This is a genomic window from Micromonospora marincola (genome assembly GCF_056150385.1).
This window is the reverse complement of the sequence record NZ_JAXCFT010000012.1, coordinates 111058-130928: the sequence shown is the minus strand read 5'-3', so window position 1 is coordinate 130928 and position 19871 is coordinate 111058. Positions and strand designations below refer to the sequence as shown.

Sequence of the window (19871 nt, the reverse complement as noted above, 5' to 3'; positions counted from 1 at the left end):
GTGGTCAGCCCGTGGCGGGCTGACCGTCCGGCTGCCGGCTCTCCGCCCCCGCCTCGGCGGGCTCCGGCTCGGTCAGCAGTTGCCGCCGTGCCAGCCTGTGGAACAGCCCGTCGGGCTGGTCCATCAACTCGTCGTAGGTGCCCCGCTGGACGATCCGTCCCGCGTCGAGGACCACGATGCTGTCCGCCGCGCGGACCGTCGACAGCCGGTGCGCGATGACCACCCGGGTCGCGGCCAGGGTCGCGGTGCTCCGGGTGACCACCTCCTGGGTCCGGTTGTCCAGCGCGCTCGTCGCCTCGTCGAAGAAGATGATCCGGGGTCGGGGCGCCAGCGCGCGGGCGATCAGCACCCGCTGGCGCTGCCCGACGGAGAGCGTCCCGCCGCCGAACGGCACCATCGTGCTCATCCCCATCGGCAGCGCCTCCAGGTCGTCGGCGAGGCCGGCCATCCGCGCCGCCTCCCAGACGTGGTCCAGCGGGAAGCTACCGGCGCCGCAGATGTTGTCCCGCACCGAGCCGGCGAAGAGCTGGCCGTCCTGCAGGACCACGCCGCACTGCCGGCGGACCGCGTGCACGTCGAGTTCGGAGAGATCCTGGCCGTCGTAGAGCACCGCGCCCTGCTGCTGGCGCTCGAAGCCGAGCAGCAGCCGCAGCAGGGTGGACTTCCCGCAGCCGCTCGGCCCGACGATGGCGACGAACTCGCCGGGGCGGACGTGCAGGTCGATGTCGACGAGCACCGGCGGCTCGTCCGGCTGGTAGGCGAAGGTGAGCCGGTGCAGCGCGATCTCGCCGCGCAGCTCGCCGGGGTCCACCCGGTCCGGCCGCGCCTCGGGCTCGGCGCGCAGGATCTCCCGCAGGCTGCCCAACCGCGACACCGCCGCGACCACCTCCACCCCGGCCGACACCAGCACCAGCAGCGCGCCGAGCAGCATCGCGAAGCCCACGTTGAGGACGAAGAAGTCGGCCGGCGGGACCCGGCCGGCGAGCGGTCCCATCAGCACGGCGAACAGGACCAGTTGGCCGGCGACCGGCAGCACGGTGGCGAAGGCGACCAGGCCGGACTGGCTCTGCCGGACCCGGTGCAGCGCCGCCCGTGCCACCGCGGCCGTCTCCGACCACCTGGCGTGCGCCCGGGCCTCGGCGTCCGCCAACTTGATCTTGACGATGCCGCCCAACAACTGGTTGGTCATCGTCGCCGCCCGGTGCTCGGCCGGCAGCGCGGACCGTTGCCGGCGGACGATGAGCACGGCGAACGCAACGAAGGCGAGCGTGCTGACCGCGACGATCCCCAGCCCCCACAACCCGAGCACGGGCTCGACCACCAGGAGCATGCCCAGGGTCACCGCGACGGTCGCCGCCGCCGAGACGACCTGCGGCAGCAGCGCGCTCAGCCCCTCGCCGACAAAGGAGATCCCCAACATCGAGTTGGCGATCTCACCGCTGCTGCGGCCGGTGAAGAACCGGGCCGGCAGCCGCATCAGCCGATCCCAGATCGCCATCTGCGCGCCGGACTGCAACCGCCCGTCCAACCGCAGCAACCGCAGGTTCTGCACCACACCGACCAGCCCGGCGACCACCGCGGCGCTGAGCAGCAGCGCGAGGAAGCCGACCAGGCCGTCGACCTCGCCCTGCCGGGCCAACTGGCCGAGCACCTGGCCGGTGGCAAGCGGCACGCCCAGGCCCAGCAACCCCACGCAGGCGGCGGCGACAAGCAGGCCCCGCACGTCGCGGGCCGCGCCGACCAGCCCGGCCCGCAGCAGGTGGCGCATCCGCGCGGTCGACGGCAGCGGCGCCTGCACCTGGGTCGCCTCGGCGGCGAACGTCGCGGCCACGGTCGCGTCGACCGGGCCGTGCGCCCGGGTGTCCGGGTCGACGTGGTGGTAGCGACCCCGGCGGAACACGAGCGGCACCGCGACGGCGCGCTCCGGGTCGTCCGCGACCCGCCACCCCACGAGCAGGCCCAGGTCCCGCCGCCACCAGCGGTCCGGCAGCCGCACCTCGCGCAGGAACAGGCTGGACGCGCGGGACACCGCGTGCACCGCCGCCCGGTCGTCGAGCGGCACGCGGCTGCGATCGGCCGGCTCGTTGACCGGGCCGCCCATGCCCTCGGTGACCACCCGGACCACCGAGGCCGCGCGCCCGTACCTGTCGAAGCCGGGCTCCCCGTCCGGAACCGGCACCGCCTCGCCCGCGCCGATCACGCCGATCGACCGGCGGGCCGCCGCGGCGAGCACCGCGGCGTCGATCTGCCGGCGCCGCTCCACGGCGCCCAGCAGGGCGGCGTCGGCCTCCTCGATCCGGGTCTCCACCATCCGCAGCAGCCGCGCCACGTGCTGGTCCACCGCCGCCCGGAGCTGGCCGGTGACAAGCAGGTCCCAGCTACCGTGGCTCTCCACCGCGCAGGCCGACTCGGCCACCACCCAGTCCCGCTCGGCGACCAGCAGCAGCTCCCGCTCCCCCGACATCTCCGCCGGACCGCCGTCGTTGCGTCGCAACTGCGCCCCGGCGCTCCGCAGCCACCACGCGCCGGCGGTGGAGGTGAGGGCGCTCCCCGGCGCCAGCGAGATGATCTCGCGTCCCCGCAGGGTGGACGCCTCCCGGGGCGCCTGCCCCCGGCGCAGCGCGTCGGCGACGGCGACAAGCACCAGGTCCACCGCCGCGACCAGCTCCGTCGCGGCGGTCCGCGCCCGCGACGGCACCCCCTCGTCCTCGGCGCGGCCCACCCGGACGTGCCGCTCCAATTGGGACAGGTGATGCCGGGGCAGCCCGCGCAGCTCCGTGCCGGGCAGCGGCACCAGGATCAACTGCCACGCGCCGATCGCGGTGGACGTCGGCACCAGACCGCCCGCGGGCAGCCGGGCCACGTGGTGGCGACGCGACGGGCTCATCCCGGCCCGGCGCACCGCGAACAGGTCCGCCTCGCCGCCGGACACCAGCCAGCCGGCCACCGGGCCGTCCAGGCGGCACACCTGCCGTACGGCGTCGCCGCAGAAGCCGATCAGGCCGCCGCCCGGGAGGTCCTCCACCGCGCCGCTCATCAGCGTCTCCTCGGATCGTCGTGGTCAGTGGTCCCGGACCAGGCGCGCGTACGCCCCGTCCCGGGCGACAAGTTGCTCATGGGTGCCACGCTCCACCTCCCGGCCGCCGTCAAGCACGACGATCAGGTCGCAGTCGCGGACCGTGGACAGGCGGTGCGCCACGATCAGGCAGGTCGCCCCGCGCCGGCGCAGGTGCATGTCGATCCGGCGCTCGGTCTCGGCGTCGAGCGCGCTCGTGGCCTCGTCCAACACCAGCACCCGGGGGTTGCGGACGAGCGCACGGGCGATCTCCAGCCGCTGCCGCTGACCACCGGAGAAGTTTCGGGCGTTCTCCCGCACCGGGCTGCCCAGACCACCCGGGCGGGCCGCGACCTCGTCGTAGAGGCACGCGTCGGTGAGCGCGGTGACGACATCCTCGTCGGCGACCGTGAGGTCCCACATGGTGACGTTGTCCCGGACCGTCCCCTCGAACAGCCGCTGGTCCTGGTCCACCATGGCGACGGTGGCCGCCCACAGGCCGCCGTCGGTCCCCGACCGTTCCAGGCCGTCCACGGTGACCCGGCCGGTCCACGGACGGTAGAGGCCGGCGACCAGCCGGCCCACCGTCGACTTGCCGCTGCCCGACCGCCCGACGAGCGCCACCCGGGCGCCCGGCGGCAGGTCCAGGGTGAAGTTCTCCAGCAGCGGACGGCCCAGCGGGTTGTAGCCGAAGGTCACCTCTTCGATGCGCAGGTGACCCTCCATCGGCGCCAGCGGCCCGGCCGCCCGGTCCTCGACCGACGCCAGCGGATAGCGCTCCATGTCGCGCAGCCGGTTGAGGTCGGCGCTCATGTCCTGCAACCGGGAGCCCAGCGCGGCCAGATTGCCCAACGGCCGGTTCATCGCGGCGGCCAGGCTCTGCATGCCGACGAGCACGCCGACGCTCATCGCCTCCGCCACCACCTGCCGGCTGCCAAGCCCCAACAGCACCGCGGTGGTCCCCGAGGCGAGGAACGCGGGCAGGACGGAGAGCACCGCGGTCGGCACCCCCAGCCGCTGCTGGCGGGTGGCGACGGTGGCGTTGCGGGCGGCGAACCGGGCCACCGCCCGTTCCTCCTCGCCGCCGGCCTTCACCGTCTCGATCATCTGGACGGTGGTGTACACGGTGGTCACCAACTTGCTGCGGTCCGCCTGCAACCCGGCGACGGCAGTCGACCGGGTCGAGGCGACATAGCGCAGCACGCTGACGTTCAACCCGGCCAGGACCACCGCGCACAGCCCGAGCAGCAGGTCGTACTGGCAGAGCAACGCCCCGTACGCAAGCACCAGGGCGGTGTCCACGACGGTGGTCGCCGCCCGGCGGGTGAGCACCTCGGCGACCACCTCGTTGCCGCGGACCCGCTGGCTGAGGTCGGCGGCCTGCCGCTGGTCGAAGAAGGTCGGCGGCAGCCGCAGCAGATGTCGGAAGAACCGGGCGGCGCTGCCCAGGGCCAGTGCCGTCTCCGACCGCACGGTCAGGCGTTGCTGGAGCAGGCTGGCGAGGAAGGTCAGCACGGCGGCCACCGCCACCGCGGCCACCAGGCCGGCGAACGCGGCCCGGTCCTCCTGCAGCAGCACCCGGTCGACGAAGATCTGGGCCATCACCGGGATGGTCAGACCGACCAGGGCGATCAGCAGGCCGAGCAGCAGCATCTGCGCGATCGCCGAGCCCGGGCCGCGCCACCGCTGCGCCAGCGCCCGCAGCAGCCGGTAACGGGCGCCGCCCGGCTGGAACTGCGGACCGGGCTCCATGGTGAGCACGATGCCGGTGAAGGCGCCGTCGAACTCCTCCCAGCTCACCGCGCGGGGACCGGTGGCCGGATCGTTGATGTAGACCTTGCGGCCGAGCCCCTCCAGCACCACGAAGTGCTCGAACCGCCAGAACAGCACCGCCGGCAACGCCACACCGGCCAGGCCGGCCAGGTCCATCTGGAAACCCTTGGCCACCATCCCGTACCGCCGGGCGCCCTTGAGCACGGTGGCCGCAGTCGAGCCGTCCCGGCTCACGCCGCACACCCGGCGCAGCTCCTCGAGCGGCACGTGCCGGCCGTGATGGCCGAGCAGGATCCCGAGCGCGGCGGCGCCGCACTCCACCGCCTCCATCTGGATCAGGGTGGGGGTACGGACCCGTCGACGCCGGATCCGGGGCAGCTCCGGCGCGCCGACCACGGCGGTCCTCGGCCCGCTCATCGCCGCAGCAACCAGTCGATCGGGTGATCCCGGTCCACGGTGAACCAGGCGGTGACCTCGCTTGCCGAGTTGAGCTGGAACGGCGGCGGGGACTTGGTCCACCGCAGGCCGCCCGGCGCGGCCGGGTCGGGCTCCAGGGCGACCGTGACCCGGACCACGCTGCCCCGGGCGAGCAGCCGCCGCACGTCCGGCCCGGTGCCCAGGAAGGCGCGCAGCGACGCCTCCGTCTCCGGGAAGGCGCCGACCGTGCTCACCCGGCCGGCCAGGGTGCCGAACACGTTGCGCGGCGCCGCGGCGGCGGCCACCTCGACGGGTACGCCCGGTTGCAGCAGCGGCGCGGCGACGGCGGGGGCGTAGACGACGGCCTGCAAGGCGTCCCCGGCGGTGTCGAGCCGTTCCAGGTCGGCCAGGTGCGATCCCGGGGTGACGATCTCGCCCTCCGAGACCAGCCAGGCGACGACGTACGCGTCACCAGGCGCGGTCTCCACCCGCACCGCGCCGTCGGACGTACGTAGGCTGTAGAGCGGGGTGCCCTTCGGCACCCGCTGGTGCGGGGACGCCCACACCTTGGTGACCTGACCGCTGTCGAGCGCGTCGAGCGCGGAGATGCCGTTGGAGTGGATCAGCACCCCGGCCGCCTCGACGGTCCGGGGCACCACCGTGCGCACCGACCAGACGCCCGCCGCGACCACGACTATGACGAGCGCGGTGGTGGCCAACCAGCTCGGCACGGTGGTCAACCGGACCGCCAGGTCCAGTTGCTCGGGCGCCTCCAACTGGCGCAGCGCCTGCCGCCGGAACTTCACGGCCGGGCCCCCGCCCGCGCGAACCCCGGCGGCGGCCCGTCGACGCCGCGCGAGCCGAGCAGGAAGTCGGCCACGCTCGGCTCGACAAGCGGATCGAGCCCGGACAACTCGGCGAACGCCTGGGAGTCCCCGGCGCCGAGCGCGCACGGCGCCAGCCCCATGGCGGTGGCGACGAGATACATCTGCTGGGTCAGCACACCCGCGTCCTTGAGAATCATGGCGTAGCTCATCCCTTCGTACTTCCACATCAGTCGCTGGACCCGCGCGGTGACCACCAGGACCGTCTGCGGCGGCCGGGGCATGGCGCCGGCGGCCCGGGCGTACGCCAGCAGCCGGTCGGCGGCCGGCGTCCAGCCGGCGACCGGCTCCAGCCGGTGCCCGACGGCGTCGTAGTGGTAGAGCCCGGGGTCGAGCCCGGCGCACCTGGCGACAAGCGGATAGATCTCCAGCTCGTAGACCCCGCCGCCGCCCGGATAGGGCCGGTGGCCCACCTCCTGCCCGCCGGCCTCGCCGACGGCGGTGGTGTGCTGCGACCGGTACAGGAACTCCGCCAGCCGTTCCACCGGCAGCGGCGCCGCGTCGTCGTGCTCGCGGATGCTGCGCCGGTCGGCGACAACCTGGCTGAACGCCGGATCCGCCTTGGCGATCGTCGCCAGGTCCGGCAGCGGCAGCTCGACCGCCCGGTCCCGGTCGTACGGGCGGCGCAGCGGCTGCGGGGCGAAACGCTCCCGCATCCGGTAGGTGCCGCCCACCGGCAGCGCGTGCCGGCCGGCCCGGGACCGCTGGTGCAGCCGCAACTCCTCCGGCGACCAGTAGGCGAGCGGCGCGTCGTCGCGCTCCGCGTCGAACTCGGCGTCGGTGACCAGGACCCGGGCGGTGGCCAGCTCGTCGAGCACCCGACCGGCGGCGGCCGGCGACACGCCGAGCGTGCGGGCCACCGTGTCGGGTCCGACGCCCGGCACGGCGGCGGCCAGCACCGCGCCGACGGCGGCGTCGGCGCAACCGACCACGAGGGTGCTCAGCGACGACGCGGCCACAAGCATGCCGCGTTCGTGCTGGAGGGTGGCGAAGCGGGACAGCCGGTAGCGGACGCCCGGGGCGTGCGCGCGGCTCTCCGGCAGGCTGCCCCGGCCCAGGCCGGTGGGCACCAGGTCGAGCAGCGCCCGGTCGTCGACCTGGACGCGGCGCTCCAGCCAGGAGTGGGCAAGCAGCCGGCGCAGCAGCAACTGCGCCGGCAGCACCCGGCTCTCCCCCTCCAGGCCGCTGATCAGCCGGCCGACCTCGACGTCGCCGACCCAGTCGGCGGCGAGCCGCAACAGCAGCGCCCGCCGGCCCATCCCCGGTCGCTCCAGGGTGAGCTGGAAGCGGGTCTGTCGCAGGGTGAGCGAACCGTCCTCGGCGAGTCCCAACTCCGCGTCGCGGCGCAGGCGGTAGGACTCCTGGATCGGCGGGCCGCCGACGGAGCCGCTCACGGCGACCGCCGGCCGACCGGATCGGTGCTCATCTCCACGTCCCTCCCCCGGTTCCCGGCGGGTCGACAGCGTCGGTCAGAAAAAGACGTTCAACGGATTGGCCGACGTCTCGTCGACGGCCACCGGACTGCGGCCGAGGCGGGCCGGGACCTCCCACAGCCGGCCCGGACCGAGCCGGCGCCAGAAGTGCCGCAGCCCCGGCACGACTACCTTCACCACCGTCAGATCGACGTCCGGACGGGACTGGTCGACGACGATCACCTCCAGGCCGGCGCGCTCCGCCCGGCGGACGCAACCGCGCACGTCGTCGCCGACGTCGCCGGTGGCAAGCGTCGGGTGGTCGGCGGCGGTGCGCGGCGGCCGGGCCGGGTCCGGGGACAGCCACGGCTGGTCGGCCACCCGCACCGTGCCGAACCAGCGCGCGGTGTCCGGATCGTCGACGCCGTACCTGTTGCGGCTGGACGTGGGGCCGGGAACGGCGGGCAGGAACTGGTTGACCTCGGTGAGCGCCCGGGTCAGCGCGACCCGCGCGTCCAGGTGCGCGCCGAAGCCGACAAGCACGTCCTCCGGCCCGCCGTCGACCCGCCGGGACACCGCCGCGAACGCCGGTACGCCGAGGTCGGCGGTCAGGTCGAGGGCCCACAGCTCGCGGCCCAGGGCGGCGGCGTGGTGCGCGACGCAGGCGGCCGTCCACGGGTCGGCGAACGAGGCGAGGTCCACCCCCGGCATCCGGGAGCGGTGATACCACCACAGGGCGACGCTGTCCCGCTCGACGAGTTCGCAGAAGCCCTGCAGGATCGCCTCGGACCGGGTGCCGCCGGCCGCGCAGCCGTTCGAGTCGGCCGCGCACACCCCCGGCCCGGCCTGCTCCGGATGCCCGTACCAGCAGTACGCGGCGGGCAGCTCGCGCGGCGTCTGCCGGGTCAGCGACCAGCCGGTGGTCCAGTCCAGTTCCACCTCGTCGTCGAGCGGGCGCGGGATGCGGTGCAGATGGCCCAGGTCACGGTTGAGCCGGTCCCGGTCGGCGTACTGCCGGTCCGAGAACAGCAGCAACTCGCGCAGGTGCAGCGCGCGTTCCGGGCCGAGCTGCCGGTAGGTCGCCCGGTGCACCGGGCGGTCGCCGCGCCACACCCCGCAGTAGCGCTCCACCGCCTCCCCGACCGCGCTCATCCGCGCCTGCAGGTCGGTCCGACCCTTGCCGCCGCTCTGGCCGCGCAGGTTGCGGCGCAGGGCGGCGAGCTGGCGGGGTTGGGCGAAGTTGTGCCCGGCCGAGTAGGTGTGGGTGACGCCGTTGTCGGTCGCCTCCAGCGGGGTCAGCCGGCTCACCACGCCCAGGTAGCGGCTGACGTGGTGGGCGAGTGCGGCGTACGCCTCGGCGGGTTCCCGGGTGCGGGCGTCCGCGCCCCGGCTGGGCTCCGCGCCGCTGGGCGGCAGGTCGATCCGGGGCTCGGCCTTGCGGACGAGGTCCGGGTCGCCGCAGGCGGGGCACTGCGGTTGGCGTACCAGTTGGTGGCTCTCCGTGCTCAGGTCCCGGGTGTCCAGGGCGACCATCCGGCCGGTGAGGCGGGGCGACGTGCCCTGCACGGCGAGCACGGCGAGTTCGGCGGCGAGCAGCCCCGCGGCGGTGGTGGCCAGTCCGGGCAGGACCGCCCGGCCGGGCTGCGGCAGCGGACCGGCCAGGTCCTGCCCGCCGAGGAACGCGTGCACCTGCTCGTTCTCCTGCCAGCGTTGCCGCAGGCAGTCCCAGCAGCCGGTACGGCCGGGCACCAGGTGCGGCCCGAGGAGGACGACGTTGCCGTGCGGCCGGGCCAGGGTCCACGCCCGGCCGGCGGCCAGGTGGCGCTCGTTGAGCCGGGCCAGCCGGGGGTCGAGCATCGACGACGGCAGCACCAGCACCTGCGCGGCGCCCGGGCCGGCGTCCGTCGCGTCCGGGTCGGCGGCCGGGTCGGCGGCCGGGTCGGCGGCCGGTGCGTCCGGCCCGACCACCGTCGCGGCGAGCCCGAGGGCACGCAACGCGCCGGCGACCTCGGCGACCCCCGGCGCCCCGAGGTCCACGATGGTGACCGGGCCGCCGGCCATCCAGCGCAGCCCGGCCTCGGGTGGGACACCCCGGGCGTCCCAGCCGGCCGCCTCGGCCGGCGAGGCGTGCGCCGGACCGGACACGAGCAGGCCGTGATCGCGCAGCCGGGCGAGGGCGGCGGCGACGGCGACCATCGGGTGCCGGGTGGCCAGCCGGGCCACCACGTCGGCAAGCGGCGCGGCGCCGTCGAGCCGGTCGGCCAGCTCGGCGGTGACCGGGTCGTCGATGAGCAGGCTGCGGGTCTCCCCCAGCACCACGAGCGGACCGTCGGGCAGCCGCACCGGCAGGTAGTCCGATCGGAAGCGCGGACGCCACATGGTTCCTCCCGAGCCTGGTGGCCGGACCGCGACTCGCGCCCCGGCCCCGCCGGCGATCACGGCTGCTGCCATCGTCGCGGTCCCGGGGCTCCGATCCCGCGTTCTGCCACCGGTTTCAGCCGTCACCGGCAGCACGGTCGGTCGGCAGCCCGGCGGCGACGGTCAGGCGGCGGTGACGCTCAGCGCGGTGTCGTTGAGGCCCAGCACCGAGGTGCCGGTGGCCTGCGCCGGCACCAGCAGCAGGAACGTCTCCACCCGGGCGACCCGGATCGACTTTCCGCTCACCGCCGCGCGGTGACCGGTGGCGATCAGGTCCGGGCTCTGCGGCACCATCTTCACCGTGGCCGGGCCGCCGGGCGCCGGACTCAGCGTGTCGGTGGCGTGGATCGTCAGGAAGGTGAGCGTGCCGGTCGGCACCGCGACCGCGCAGTCCGACCAGTCCGCCCGGTCCATCGTCCGTCGCACCGTCGCGCCGACGCCGGCCAACTGCTGCCCGTAGACCTCCCAACCGCCGGCGAACTGGCCGTCCAGCAGCGGGCTCGACGCGACGAGGGACCTGTTGCTCGTGGTGGAGCCGATGCTGCGGGCGAACACCTCGGCGGCGAGGGCCCGGCGGCTGGTCTCGTCCAGGGCCTCGCCGCCCTCCGTGGCGGTTCTGCCGTCGATGCTCCGGGCGACCACGAGCGACGGTTGGGTGACCTGGATGTTGTGGCTGAGCTTCCACTGGCCGTCGGCGTCGAGCACGAACTGGCTGACGTCGGTCGGGGCCAGCTCCGAGCCGGCCAGCCGGAGGGTGGCCGTGGCCAGGAAGCAGGCCGGGTCGCCGGGCGGCACCGCGAAGGCCGGGTTGAGGTGTTGGAACGACGGCTGCGGACGCTTGTTGTAGGTGGCCCGGCGGACCGCGGCGATGCTGAGGTCAAGCGAGGGCGAGACCTCCTGGGTCCGCAGCGCCTCGACGTCGCCGGCCACCGAGGCGGCCGAGTCGGCCTGGTCGAAGGCGGTGAGCACAAGCGCGGCGCGGTCCCGGCCGAGGGTGGCCGACCCGGAGGCCGCCGGTGCCGCCGCGTCCACCGGTTCGCTTCCGCAGCCGGCCAGCACGAGCAACGCCGTCGCGGCGGCGACCGGCATCGCCGGCCCGACGAGGGTACGCGGGCTCCCAACGGATCTTCTGCCCAGCATCTCGTCCTCCATCCGCCACCGGTGCACGGGAATCGCACCCGGTGCAGTCGAGTATGTGAGCGGCGGTCGGACCCGGCCGGTGGCGGCGCGGCCTCGTGCTGCCGGGCCGTCCGGCGTTGCACCGGACGACGTCATCCGGGCCGGGTCGCGGTCACCGATCGGTGTCATCGAGCCGGGCGACCCAGGCGACCAGAGCCGACCGGGACGCGACACCCGCCTTGCGGTAGATCCGGGTGAGGTGCGCCTCCACGGTGCGGGGGCTGATGTTCAGCCGACGCCCGATCAGCCGGCTGGTGACCCCGGTCGCCGCGAGCCGCGCGATGTGCCACTCCCGATCGGTCAGGGCGGCGACCTCGCGCGGGCCGACCGGGCCGGCCAGTCGCGGGCCGACCCGTTCCGTGCCGCACCACCGGGCCAGCTCCAGCGCCCGGCGGCGGGCCCGCGCCGCCGGGCCGGCCCGGTCCGCGGCCTCGGCGGCCCGCGCCAGCGAGGCAAGCGCCAAGCTGCGGCGCAGCGCCATCCCGCCGGCGCGGAACAGGTCGGCCGCGGTCTCCAGGTGCGGCAGCGCGGCCTGGACCTCGCCGCGGGCGAGCAGCACCCCGCCGTACGCCGATTCGGCGAACCCCCGTTGCCCGGGCAGGCCGACCTGCTCCGCCTCGGCCATCGCCAGCCGCGCCTGCCGCTCGGCGTCGGCCACCTCGTCGGCGGCGAGCGCGGCGGCGCAGAGCAGCTCGTGCCACATCGGCCGGAGGGTGCCCTGAAGACGGCTAAGCCCGTCGTCGCCGCCCGCTGAGCGCACCAGGTCGGCACAGGTGGCCGGATCACCGGACAGCAGCGCCGCGGTCGCCAACGCCGTCGCGGCGGTCCGGCCGGACCAGGTGGCGAGGTCGGTGGCGAGGTCGACGGCGCTGCGGGCCAGCCCGACCGCCCGTTCGTCGTCGCGGGGGCCACCGCGCCACGCCGTCGCCTCCGCCTCGAACGCCAGGGCGAAACTCAGCAGGTGGCGGCTGCCGATGCGCCGAGCGACGATCCCCGCCTCGGTGGCCAGCCCGATGGCCGCCGTGAGCTGGCCACTGTGGTAGGCCACCTGGCTGCGACCGAGCAGTAGCTGGCACAGCCCGTCGTCCCGGTGCGCGGCGCGGACAAGCGTCAACCCCCGGTCGAGGTGCCGCACCGCGTCGGCCTGCCGTTCGAGATACAACGCGGTCAGGCCGAGCGCGGTCAGGCAGTCGGGATGGTCCCGCACGTCCCGGTCGGGCAGCGAGTCGACGATCCGGGCGCCCGCGTCGAGCAGGCCCCGGGCGTCGTCGACCGCGCCGTCGTGCGCGGCGGCCAGGCCGCGAACGGCCAGCAGGCCGGCCAGGTCCGCGCCGGAGCCGTCGGGGATTCCGGTGGGCGCGTCGGGCAGCCCGGCCACCGGCCGCCCGGCCAGGATGCCGGCGGCGCCGATCTCGGTGGCGAGCCGGTAGCCGCCTGCGGGGCCGGTGCCGACCGGAAGGGCGGCCAGCTCGCGCCGGCTGATCGCCGCCGCCTCCGCGTAGTTTCCGAGCAGGCGTTCCACGCGCGCCCACAGCGCGACCGCCTGGGCCCGCCGCCCCTCCAGGTCGGCGGGGAGCAGCGGCACGATCTCCTGGAGCAGGGCCCGACTCTCGGCCAGGTCGCCCGCCTCCCCGATGATCCGGGCCAACGCGAGCGACACCTCCCGGCGACGTTGCGTCGAGGCGGACGTCGGACGCAGCGCCCGCAGCGCCAGTCGCAGCCAGTGGATGGCCAGGTCCGGCGTCTCCCGCCGGATGTCCTGCGCGGCCCGGCAGAGCACGTCCACGCAGCGTTCGGCCCAGCGACCGCTCGGCAGGGCGAGCAGCCGCTCCGCGTAGCGGGCGCGGTCCGCGGGCGACGCGCCCAGGTCGTCGAGCGCGGTGAGCGCCCGCGCGCAGGCATCCACCCGCCAGGCCGGGTCGGTGTCCTGGGCGACCGCCATCCGCAGCACCGGGTGCCGGAGGGCGAACCGTCCGGTGCCGGGTACGCGGCGGATCAGGTCGCGCCGGGCCAGCCGCCAGCCGGCCTCCATCGCCAGGGACGTGGGCACCTGCGCGACCTCGGCGAGCAGATCGGGGGCGAAGGGCGCGTCGACGATCGCCGCGGCCCGCAGGCAGGCCAGGTCGACCGAGGGCAGGCCCGCCCACTCGCGGCCCAGCACGGCCATCGTCGCGTCGGACAGCCGGGCGCCCTGCGGTTCACGGATCTCCTCGGCGCGCTCGACAGCCGGGCCGCCGGGCAGCGCCGCCAGGTAGCCGGGGTTGCCGCCGGTCATCTCGTAGCGGGCGCGCAGCTCCGCCTGGTCGGCGCCGGGGTGCAGGAGCGCGGCCTCGGCGAGGCTCAGAGGGTGGAGTTCGATCCGGTCGTGTGAGGCCGGTTCCGCGCCGGCGTGTCCACCCGGATCCGGTGGACCGAACGGCATCGGCGTCGCCGTCTGCCGCGGCCGGTAGACGAGCACCAGCAGCAGCGGCGCGGGCACCGGATATCGCAGCAGGTGGGCGATGAGGCCGGCGGACGCGGCGTCCGCCCAGTGCAGGTCGTCGAGGACCAGCACCAGGCCGTCCCGGGCGGCCAGGCCGATCAGCCGACGGGCCAACTGGAAGGCCCGGAACCGCCGCGCGTCGGACGCCGACATCGGTGGCGCCGCGTCGGCGAATCCCCAGATCTCCCCGGTCGCTGCGGCGGGCCGCCCGGCGCCCAGCCCGCGCCGCGGTGTCTGTCCCGCGGCGAAGGCGTGCCGGAACACGTGGAAGGGGACCCCGCGCTCCTCCGGCGCGCAGGTCCCGACCGCCCAGGGAACCTGGGGGACGCACTGGTGCAGGGCCTCGCGGACCAACCGTGTCTTGCCGATCCCCGGCTCTCCGACCACCTCGCAGACCACCTGCCGCCCGCTGCTCAAGGCGGCGCCGTGGGCCCGGCCGATACGCGCCAACAGTGGTCGCCGCCCGACGAAACGGGGGCCCGTTGGCACATTATCCAGCCCAGTTGTCATCACGCAGCAAAACACTTCCCGACGAACTCCAATGGGATTGAACGCACTATACCGGAGCGCCGTCGACCGTCGAAAATACCGATGCGGCCCATCTATTTCAGCAGCTGGACCAAGGGCGCCCCTTTCCCACATCGCGCCACACCCTGCATAAGGGACCGGTCACCAAAAGGCCGGAACGATATCCCCGAAGCCCAATAAACTGCCCCGGATGCCGCAGAACTCCGGCGATTCGGTCCGGCGGGCGGACTGCCTCCGTACCGTCCCCGGCGGCGGCCGGCCCGGACGCGGTCCGATGATGGTCGTGCCCGCGCCCACGCGGGCGACCGTCTCCGCAACGCCGGCAACGGCTCGACCGACCGCGGATAGCGGGCATGCCATAACGCGCGGAATGAGCGGCCAGTTAAGCCCGAATTATCCCGCCAGCCCAGACAATTGTCATCACTCCGCCGTACGCCGATCCAACCAACACCATGAGACCCAAAAGCACCACCGAAATGGTGTTTGTTGCGTCGATTTGAACAGCCGCCAGGAATTTCACCTGGCTCCTGACCAGCAAAGACACGCGGAAATCGCGGTCGAGCCGGGTAAGGGCGGCAGTACCGGCCGGTATCCATTGCGCTTCCGAAAATGGCAGCGATAACCTACGTCCCCATCACACGCCACGGGTTGGTTTCTCGGGCGTCCACTGTCAGGAGACGACGTGCTCAGACGCTTTACCACCGTCGGAATCGCCCTGCTGGCCTGCTTCGCGGGCACCGGCGCGGCGGCAGTGCCGGCGTACGCCTCGGAACCCGAGTGTTCCCTGAATTGCGACGGCGGGGGTGGGGGTGGGACCGGTGACCCGGGCACCGGCGACCCCGGCACGCCACCGCCGCCGTCGTCGCCGGCGTACAACCTGCAGGGCGTCATCCAACTGGAGAGCGTCGGCCACGAAGGGACCTGGCCGTTCCGCGTCGGCGGCGTCAAGGTCCGCGGCTACTCGCGGCTCGCCACCTGGAGCAACGACCGGGTGGACGCCAACTACATAAACGTCAGGTGCGCCGCCTCCGTGCTCAGCTACGCCACGAACGACTACGACTCCGAGAACAACGGCGCGCTCGTCGACGTGACCTTCTGGTCGCCGACCGTCCCGGTCACCGGCGTGCCCGCCCAGTCCCGGACGGTCACGGTCAACTGCACGCACCAGGCCGAGAAGAACGGCGTCAGCTACGACACCACGAGCACCGCCCAGTTCGTCATCCCCGAGTGACCCTTCCAGGCGGTTAGATGGGGCCCCTTCTATACCGGAGGCGTTAAGAAGGGGCCCCGCCTTACATCAGTTGCGGGTGATGGTGAACGTGGTTGTGGTGTTGCGGATGTCCTGGGCGTTGTCGCTCAGGCGCAGGTTGGTGAAGGTCGCGGAGCCGACCGCCGGCCCCTGGCCCGCCTCGGGCATCTCGTTGACCCAGATGCCGATGCCGGACTTCGCGTCGAACGCGTCGCCGCTGCGCCGCGCCCCCGAGATCGACACGTTCGTCAGGACCGTGTCGGTGATCGGGTTCTCCGGTTGGCTGCCGGTGTACTTGGTCTGGAACATGATCCCCGAGTACGTCGGGTCGACGATGTCGACGTCTGTCACCCGGATGCCACGGAACTCCTTGGACGCGGAGAACAACCAGATCGCCGGGAACGTCTGCGCGCCCCAGAAGTGCCCGCCGGAGCGGATCAGTGAGATGTTCTCGAACCGGGTGGGCGGGCTGGCGCCGAACCCGACGAACGGGTAGCCGAAGTCCAGCGAGCTGATGGTGATGCCCGAGTACGTCAACTGGTCGGCGATGTAGAGGTTGCGGAAGACGTTGTCGTAGCCGCCGTACACGGCGAGGCCGGCGGCCCGCCAGGTCAGCGTGGCGGTCAGGTTCTCGAACACGTTGCCGTGGTTGCCGCCGGAGCCGCCGGAGTCGGTGGCGGAGAACAGCGCGAACGCGTCGTCGCCGTTGGAGCGGCCCTCCGAGTTGGTGACCAGGGCGTTGGTGCTGCCGTTGGTCATGTTCACCCCGTCGGCGAAGGTGTTGCGGAACCGGCTGTCCCGGATGGTCAGCCCGTCCACGCTCACCCCCCAGTAGGCGCAGACGGTGTGCTCGACCCAGACGCTGTCGAGCGTCAGGTTGTCCACGTCCTTCAGCTCGCCCCACACCTTGCCCGGACCGTCGATCCGGTTGGTGTAGTTGCCGAAGAACGCCAGGTGGGCGAAGGTCGAGCCACTGGCCGAGGACTCCACCCGGAAACCGGCGTCGGTGTTCTGCTGGTTGGTGGGCGTCTGGAAACGGGTGTACCACATGCCCGCGCCGACGACCTTCACCGCCTTGCCGTACACCTGGAGCTTCTGCGCGGTCTCGTAGGTGCCGGCGGGCAGGTAGACGCCGACGAGCGTGCCTGTGGTGTCCATCCGCACCGCGTCAAGCGCGTTCTGCACGTCGGCGTGGCTGAAGCCGGTCGGCACCTTGTAGCGGGTCGGGTCCGGGTTGGCCCGGGGCGACACCAGCTCGGTGTTGACGAAGTCGATCGCGTACGTGGTGCTGTTCGCCGGGTCCTTCTGGAGCCGGATCCGGCTGCCCGCCGGGACGGTGGAGTTGAGCAGCACGTTCGCCTCGTCGTAGAGGTGCCGGGGCGCGCCCGCGCTCGGCGAGTCGCTGGGGGCGGCCTCCGCGCCGTAGAGCCAGATGTGCTTCGAGGTGAGACTGATCGGCTTGTGCAGCACCCCGTTGACGTAGACGTTGAGCGTCGAGTCGATCCCGCCGCCGCCCGGGGCGTCCGGGATGGAGAAGCGGGTGACCAGGGCGTTCGCGGCCGACTTGGTGGTCCACTCGACGTACGCGCCTGTGGTGTTGAGGGTGACCGCGCGCCGGCCGGACGCCTCACCGGCCAGGTCGCCGATGGTGCGGTTCGGCCCGATCACCTGCGCGCCGCCGCCGACCGAGCCGTCCTCGGCCTCGTACATGTCGTAGCCCAGGTTCGCCCCGCGACCGACGAACAGCGCCCGGTCGCTCGTGTTGTTCTGCCGTTTCACAGGCAGTTCGTTGGCGTCGTCGGCGAGCACCACCCGCACGGTGTGGCGGCCGTTGGCGGCGGTCCAGGTGCCGAGCGACACCGGGCCGGCGGTGGCTCCGGCGGCGATCGTGCCGGAGTACGAGCCGGTGAGCGTGCGGACCACGGAACCCGAGTCGTTGAGCACGGTGAGCGTGATGCCGTGCGCGCCGCTCGCCGACGCGATCGTGCCCTGGTTGCGCAGCGTCACCGCGAAGCTGACCGTCGCGCCGGCCGCCGGCGTGCCCGGCGACCAGGTCACCGCGGACGCCACCAGGTCGGAGCTGGCCACCGGGCTGACCGTCAACGCGGTCGGGCTGGTGTAGGAGTTGTTCGCCTCGTTCTGCTCGATCACCGCGTTCGACTCGTCGACCTTGGCGGTGAGCGGGTAGCTGCCGGCGTCCCGCGCGCCGATGTTCGCCGAGACGGTGCTCGACGCGCCGGCCGCGAGCGCGCCGACGGAGGCGGTGCCGACCTTCGTCGTACCCAGATAGAAGGTGACGTTCGTGGCGGCGGACGCGGCGGTGCCGGCGTTGCGCACGGTGGCGGACAGGGTGATCGCGTCGGTCTCGACAGGCGCGGACGGCGAGGCGGTCAGCGCGGTGACGGTGAGGTCCGGGTTGGGCGCCGGCACGCCGATCACCTGGAACTCCGCGACCTGGCCGTTCGACGAACCGGAGTTCGCGGTGAACTGCAACCTGACGTCCGCGGCGGTCGCGGACACCGGGACGGTCACGGTGTTGCCGGTGTTCGGGTTGAAGGAGTACGTCGCGGAGCCGACCAGGTTGGTGAACCCGGACGCGGACTGCTCCCGGCCGAGCACCTGGAACGTCTGGGTACGCGCGCCCCACGCCGGGTCCGGGTTGAGCTTGACCACTACCGCGCTGATGCTGGCGTTGGCGCCGAGCGCGACGGTGAGCGTGCTCGGGTACGCGCCGGGCGCGCCCTCCCAGTAGGTGGCGACGTCGTTGTCGACCGCGTTCGCGGCGTTGAACACGTGCACCACGGACGAGGCGGTGGCCGGCTTGCCGACGGCCAGGTTGGTGCCGCCGGTGCTGCTGCCGGCGCGGGTGACGGTGTTGCTGTTGGCGGACACGTTGCCGGCCGCGTCCCGGGCCCGCACCTGGTAGGAGACGGTGGCGCTGTCCGGCTGGCTGTCGGTGTACGTGAGCGTGGAGCCGCCCACGGTGGTGCGGAGCGCGCCGTTGGCCCACACCTCGTAGCCGGTGACGCCGACGTTGTCGGTGGAGGCGGTCCAGGTCAGCCGAATCTGCCCGCTCGCCGGCTGGGTGTAGGCGAGGTTGCCGGGCGCGGTCGGCGCGGTGGTGTCGCCGGTGTTGCCGGTGCGAGTGACCGTGTTGCTGTTCGTGGACACGTTCCCGGCCGCGTCCCGCGCCCGCACGTAGTAGGCGACGGTGCTGCCGGCGGGCTGGGTGTCGGTGTACGTGAGCGTGCTGCCGCCGACGCTCGTGCGCAGCACGCCGTTGGCGTAGATGTCGTAGCCGGTGACGCCGACGTTGTCGGTGGACGCGGTCCAGGTCAGCCGGACCTGGCCGGTGGCGGGCTCGGTGAACGCGAGGTTGCCCGGCGCGCTCGGCGCCTGGGTGTCGCCTGTCGCCGGGCCGTAGATCTCCAGCTCGGCGAGCTGACCGGCGGGCCACGCGCTGTTCGCGGTGAACAGCAGCCGCAGGTAGCGGGTGGACGCGGTGGGCACGGTGACGGTCACCGTGTTGCCGCCGGACGGGTCGAACGCGTACGACGCGGACGCGACGAGCGTGCCGAACGTCGAGCCGTTCGTGCTGCCCTGCACGGTGAGCGTCTGGTTGCGGGCGCCCCAGCCGGTGGGCAGCCGCAGCACCAGCCGGTTGACGCTCGTGGCGGCGCCCAGATCGGCCTGGATCCACTGCGGGAACGCGCTGTTCGGGCTCTCCCAGTAGGTGGCCGCGTTGCCGTCGTTGGCGTTGCCCGCCCCGTACACGTCGGAGTGGCCGCTCTCGGTCATCGCCTTGCCGAGCGCCAGGTTCGTCGACGAGCTGGCCGTGCCGTAGACCTCCAGCTCGGCGAGCTGCGCGGCGGTCCAGCCGGTGTTCGCGGTGATCACGACGCGCAGGTAGCGGGCGTTCGTGGCGGTGAAGCCGAGCGTCACCGCGTTGCCGGCGGCCGGGCTGAACGAGCGGGCGGCGGACGCGACGACGGTGGTGAAGCCGCTGCCGTCGGCGCTGGCCTGGACGGACAGCGTCTGGTTGCGCGCCTCCCAGGCGGCGGGAAGCTTGAGCACCACCTGGTCGACGGCGCGGCTGGTGCCGAGGTCGACCTGGGCCCACTGCGGCAGCGCGCCGCTGCTCTCCCAGTAACTGCCCTGGCTGCCGTCGGTGAGGTTGGCGGTGACGTAGGGACCGTTGACGCTGCTGGCGGTGGCGGTTCGGCCGGCGGCGAGGTTCGGGCCGCCGGCGGCGAGGGCCGGTGGGGCCGGCGCCGCGGTGACGGCCAGGCCGACCGCGGCGAGCACCGCGACCATTCTGGTACGGAGTCTGGACATGGTGGACGGACACCTTCTTCCCGGGGGAGGTGGAGAGGCGTTGACGGGGGTGAGGGGTGTGGTGGTGGGGCGGGGGCCCCGGCCGGGGGCCCGCCCCCCCCGGGGGGGAGGCGGAGACCACCCACACCGCGTTCGGGGC

General features: G+C 73.8%; 9 protein-coding genes. 1 reads left to right on the top strand and 8 read right to left on the bottom strand.

Annotation, left to right across the window (positions count from 1 at the left end):
• Nucleotides 1-4: 4 nt before the first annotated feature.
• From SM450_RS23025 to SM450_RS22995, 7 genes are all read right to left on the bottom strand, one after another.
• Nucleotides 5-3037: an ATP-binding cassette domain-containing protein gene (locus SM450_RS23025; protein ID WP_474621830.1), complete on the bottom strand. Its 3033-nt coding sequence runs from the start codon at nt 3035-3037 to the stop codon at nt 5-7.
• 24 nt (nt 3038-3061) lie between these two features.
• Nucleotides 3062-5245 carry an NHLP family bacteriocin export ABC transporter peptidase/permease/ATPase subunit gene (locus tag SM450_RS23020; RefSeq protein ID WP_474621829.1) on the bottom strand — a complete coding sequence of 728 codons (2184 nt, stop codon included), beginning with the start codon at nt 5243-5245 and terminating at the stop codon, nt 3062-3064.
• A complete protein-coding gene (locus SM450_RS23015; protein ID WP_474621828.1) occupies nt 5242-6051 on the bottom strand; it encodes a hypothetical protein in 810 nt (269 codons plus the stop codon). Before SM450_RS23015 ends, SM450_RS23020 begins: the two co-directional genes overlap by 4 nt.
• The gene (locus SM450_RS23010) at nt 6048-7523 is read right to left on the bottom strand and encodes a SagB/ThcOx family dehydrogenase (RefSeq protein WP_474621827.1); all 1476 of its coding nucleotides are present in this window, start codon (nt 7521-7523) and stop codon (nt 6048-6050) included. Before SM450_RS23010 ends, SM450_RS23015 begins: the two co-directional genes overlap by 4 nt.
• A 75-nt stretch (nt 7524-7598) precedes the next feature.
• Complete coding sequence (locus SM450_RS23005) at nt 7599-9920, bottom strand: TOMM precursor leader peptide-binding protein (RefSeq protein ID WP_474621826.1); 2322 nt, start codon at nt 9918-9920, stop codon at nt 7599-7601.
• 162 nt (nt 9921-10082) lie between these two features.
• On the bottom strand, nt 10083-11111 hold the full coding sequence (locus tag SM450_RS23000) for a hypothetical protein (RefSeq protein WP_474621825.1): 1029 nt from the start codon (nt 11109-11111) through the stop codon (nt 10083-10085).
• 139 nt (nt 11112-11250) lie between these two features.
• Complete coding sequence (locus SM450_RS22995; protein WP_474621824.1) at nt 11251-14130, bottom strand: ATP-binding protein; 2880 nt, start codon at nt 14128-14130, stop codon at nt 11251-11253.
• Between the two features lie 700 nt (nt 14131-14830).
• Between SM450_RS22995 and SM450_RS22990 the strand changes: the two genes are divergently transcribed.
• Nucleotides 14831-15379 carry a hypothetical protein gene (locus tag SM450_RS22990; RefSeq protein ID WP_474621823.1) on the top strand — a complete coding sequence of 183 codons (549 nt, stop codon included), beginning with the start codon at nt 14831-14833 and terminating at the stop codon, nt 15377-15379.
• Nucleotides 15380-15445: 66 nt separating this feature from the next.
• On the opposite strand, the gene SM450_RS22985 is transcribed toward SM450_RS22990, so the two are convergent.
• Nucleotides 15446-19732, bottom strand: a complete 4287-nt coding sequence (locus SM450_RS22985) for a discoidin domain-containing protein (RefSeq protein WP_474621822.1) — start codon at nt 19730-19732, stop codon at nt 15446-15448.
• Nucleotides 19733-19871 lie beyond the last annotated feature (139 nt).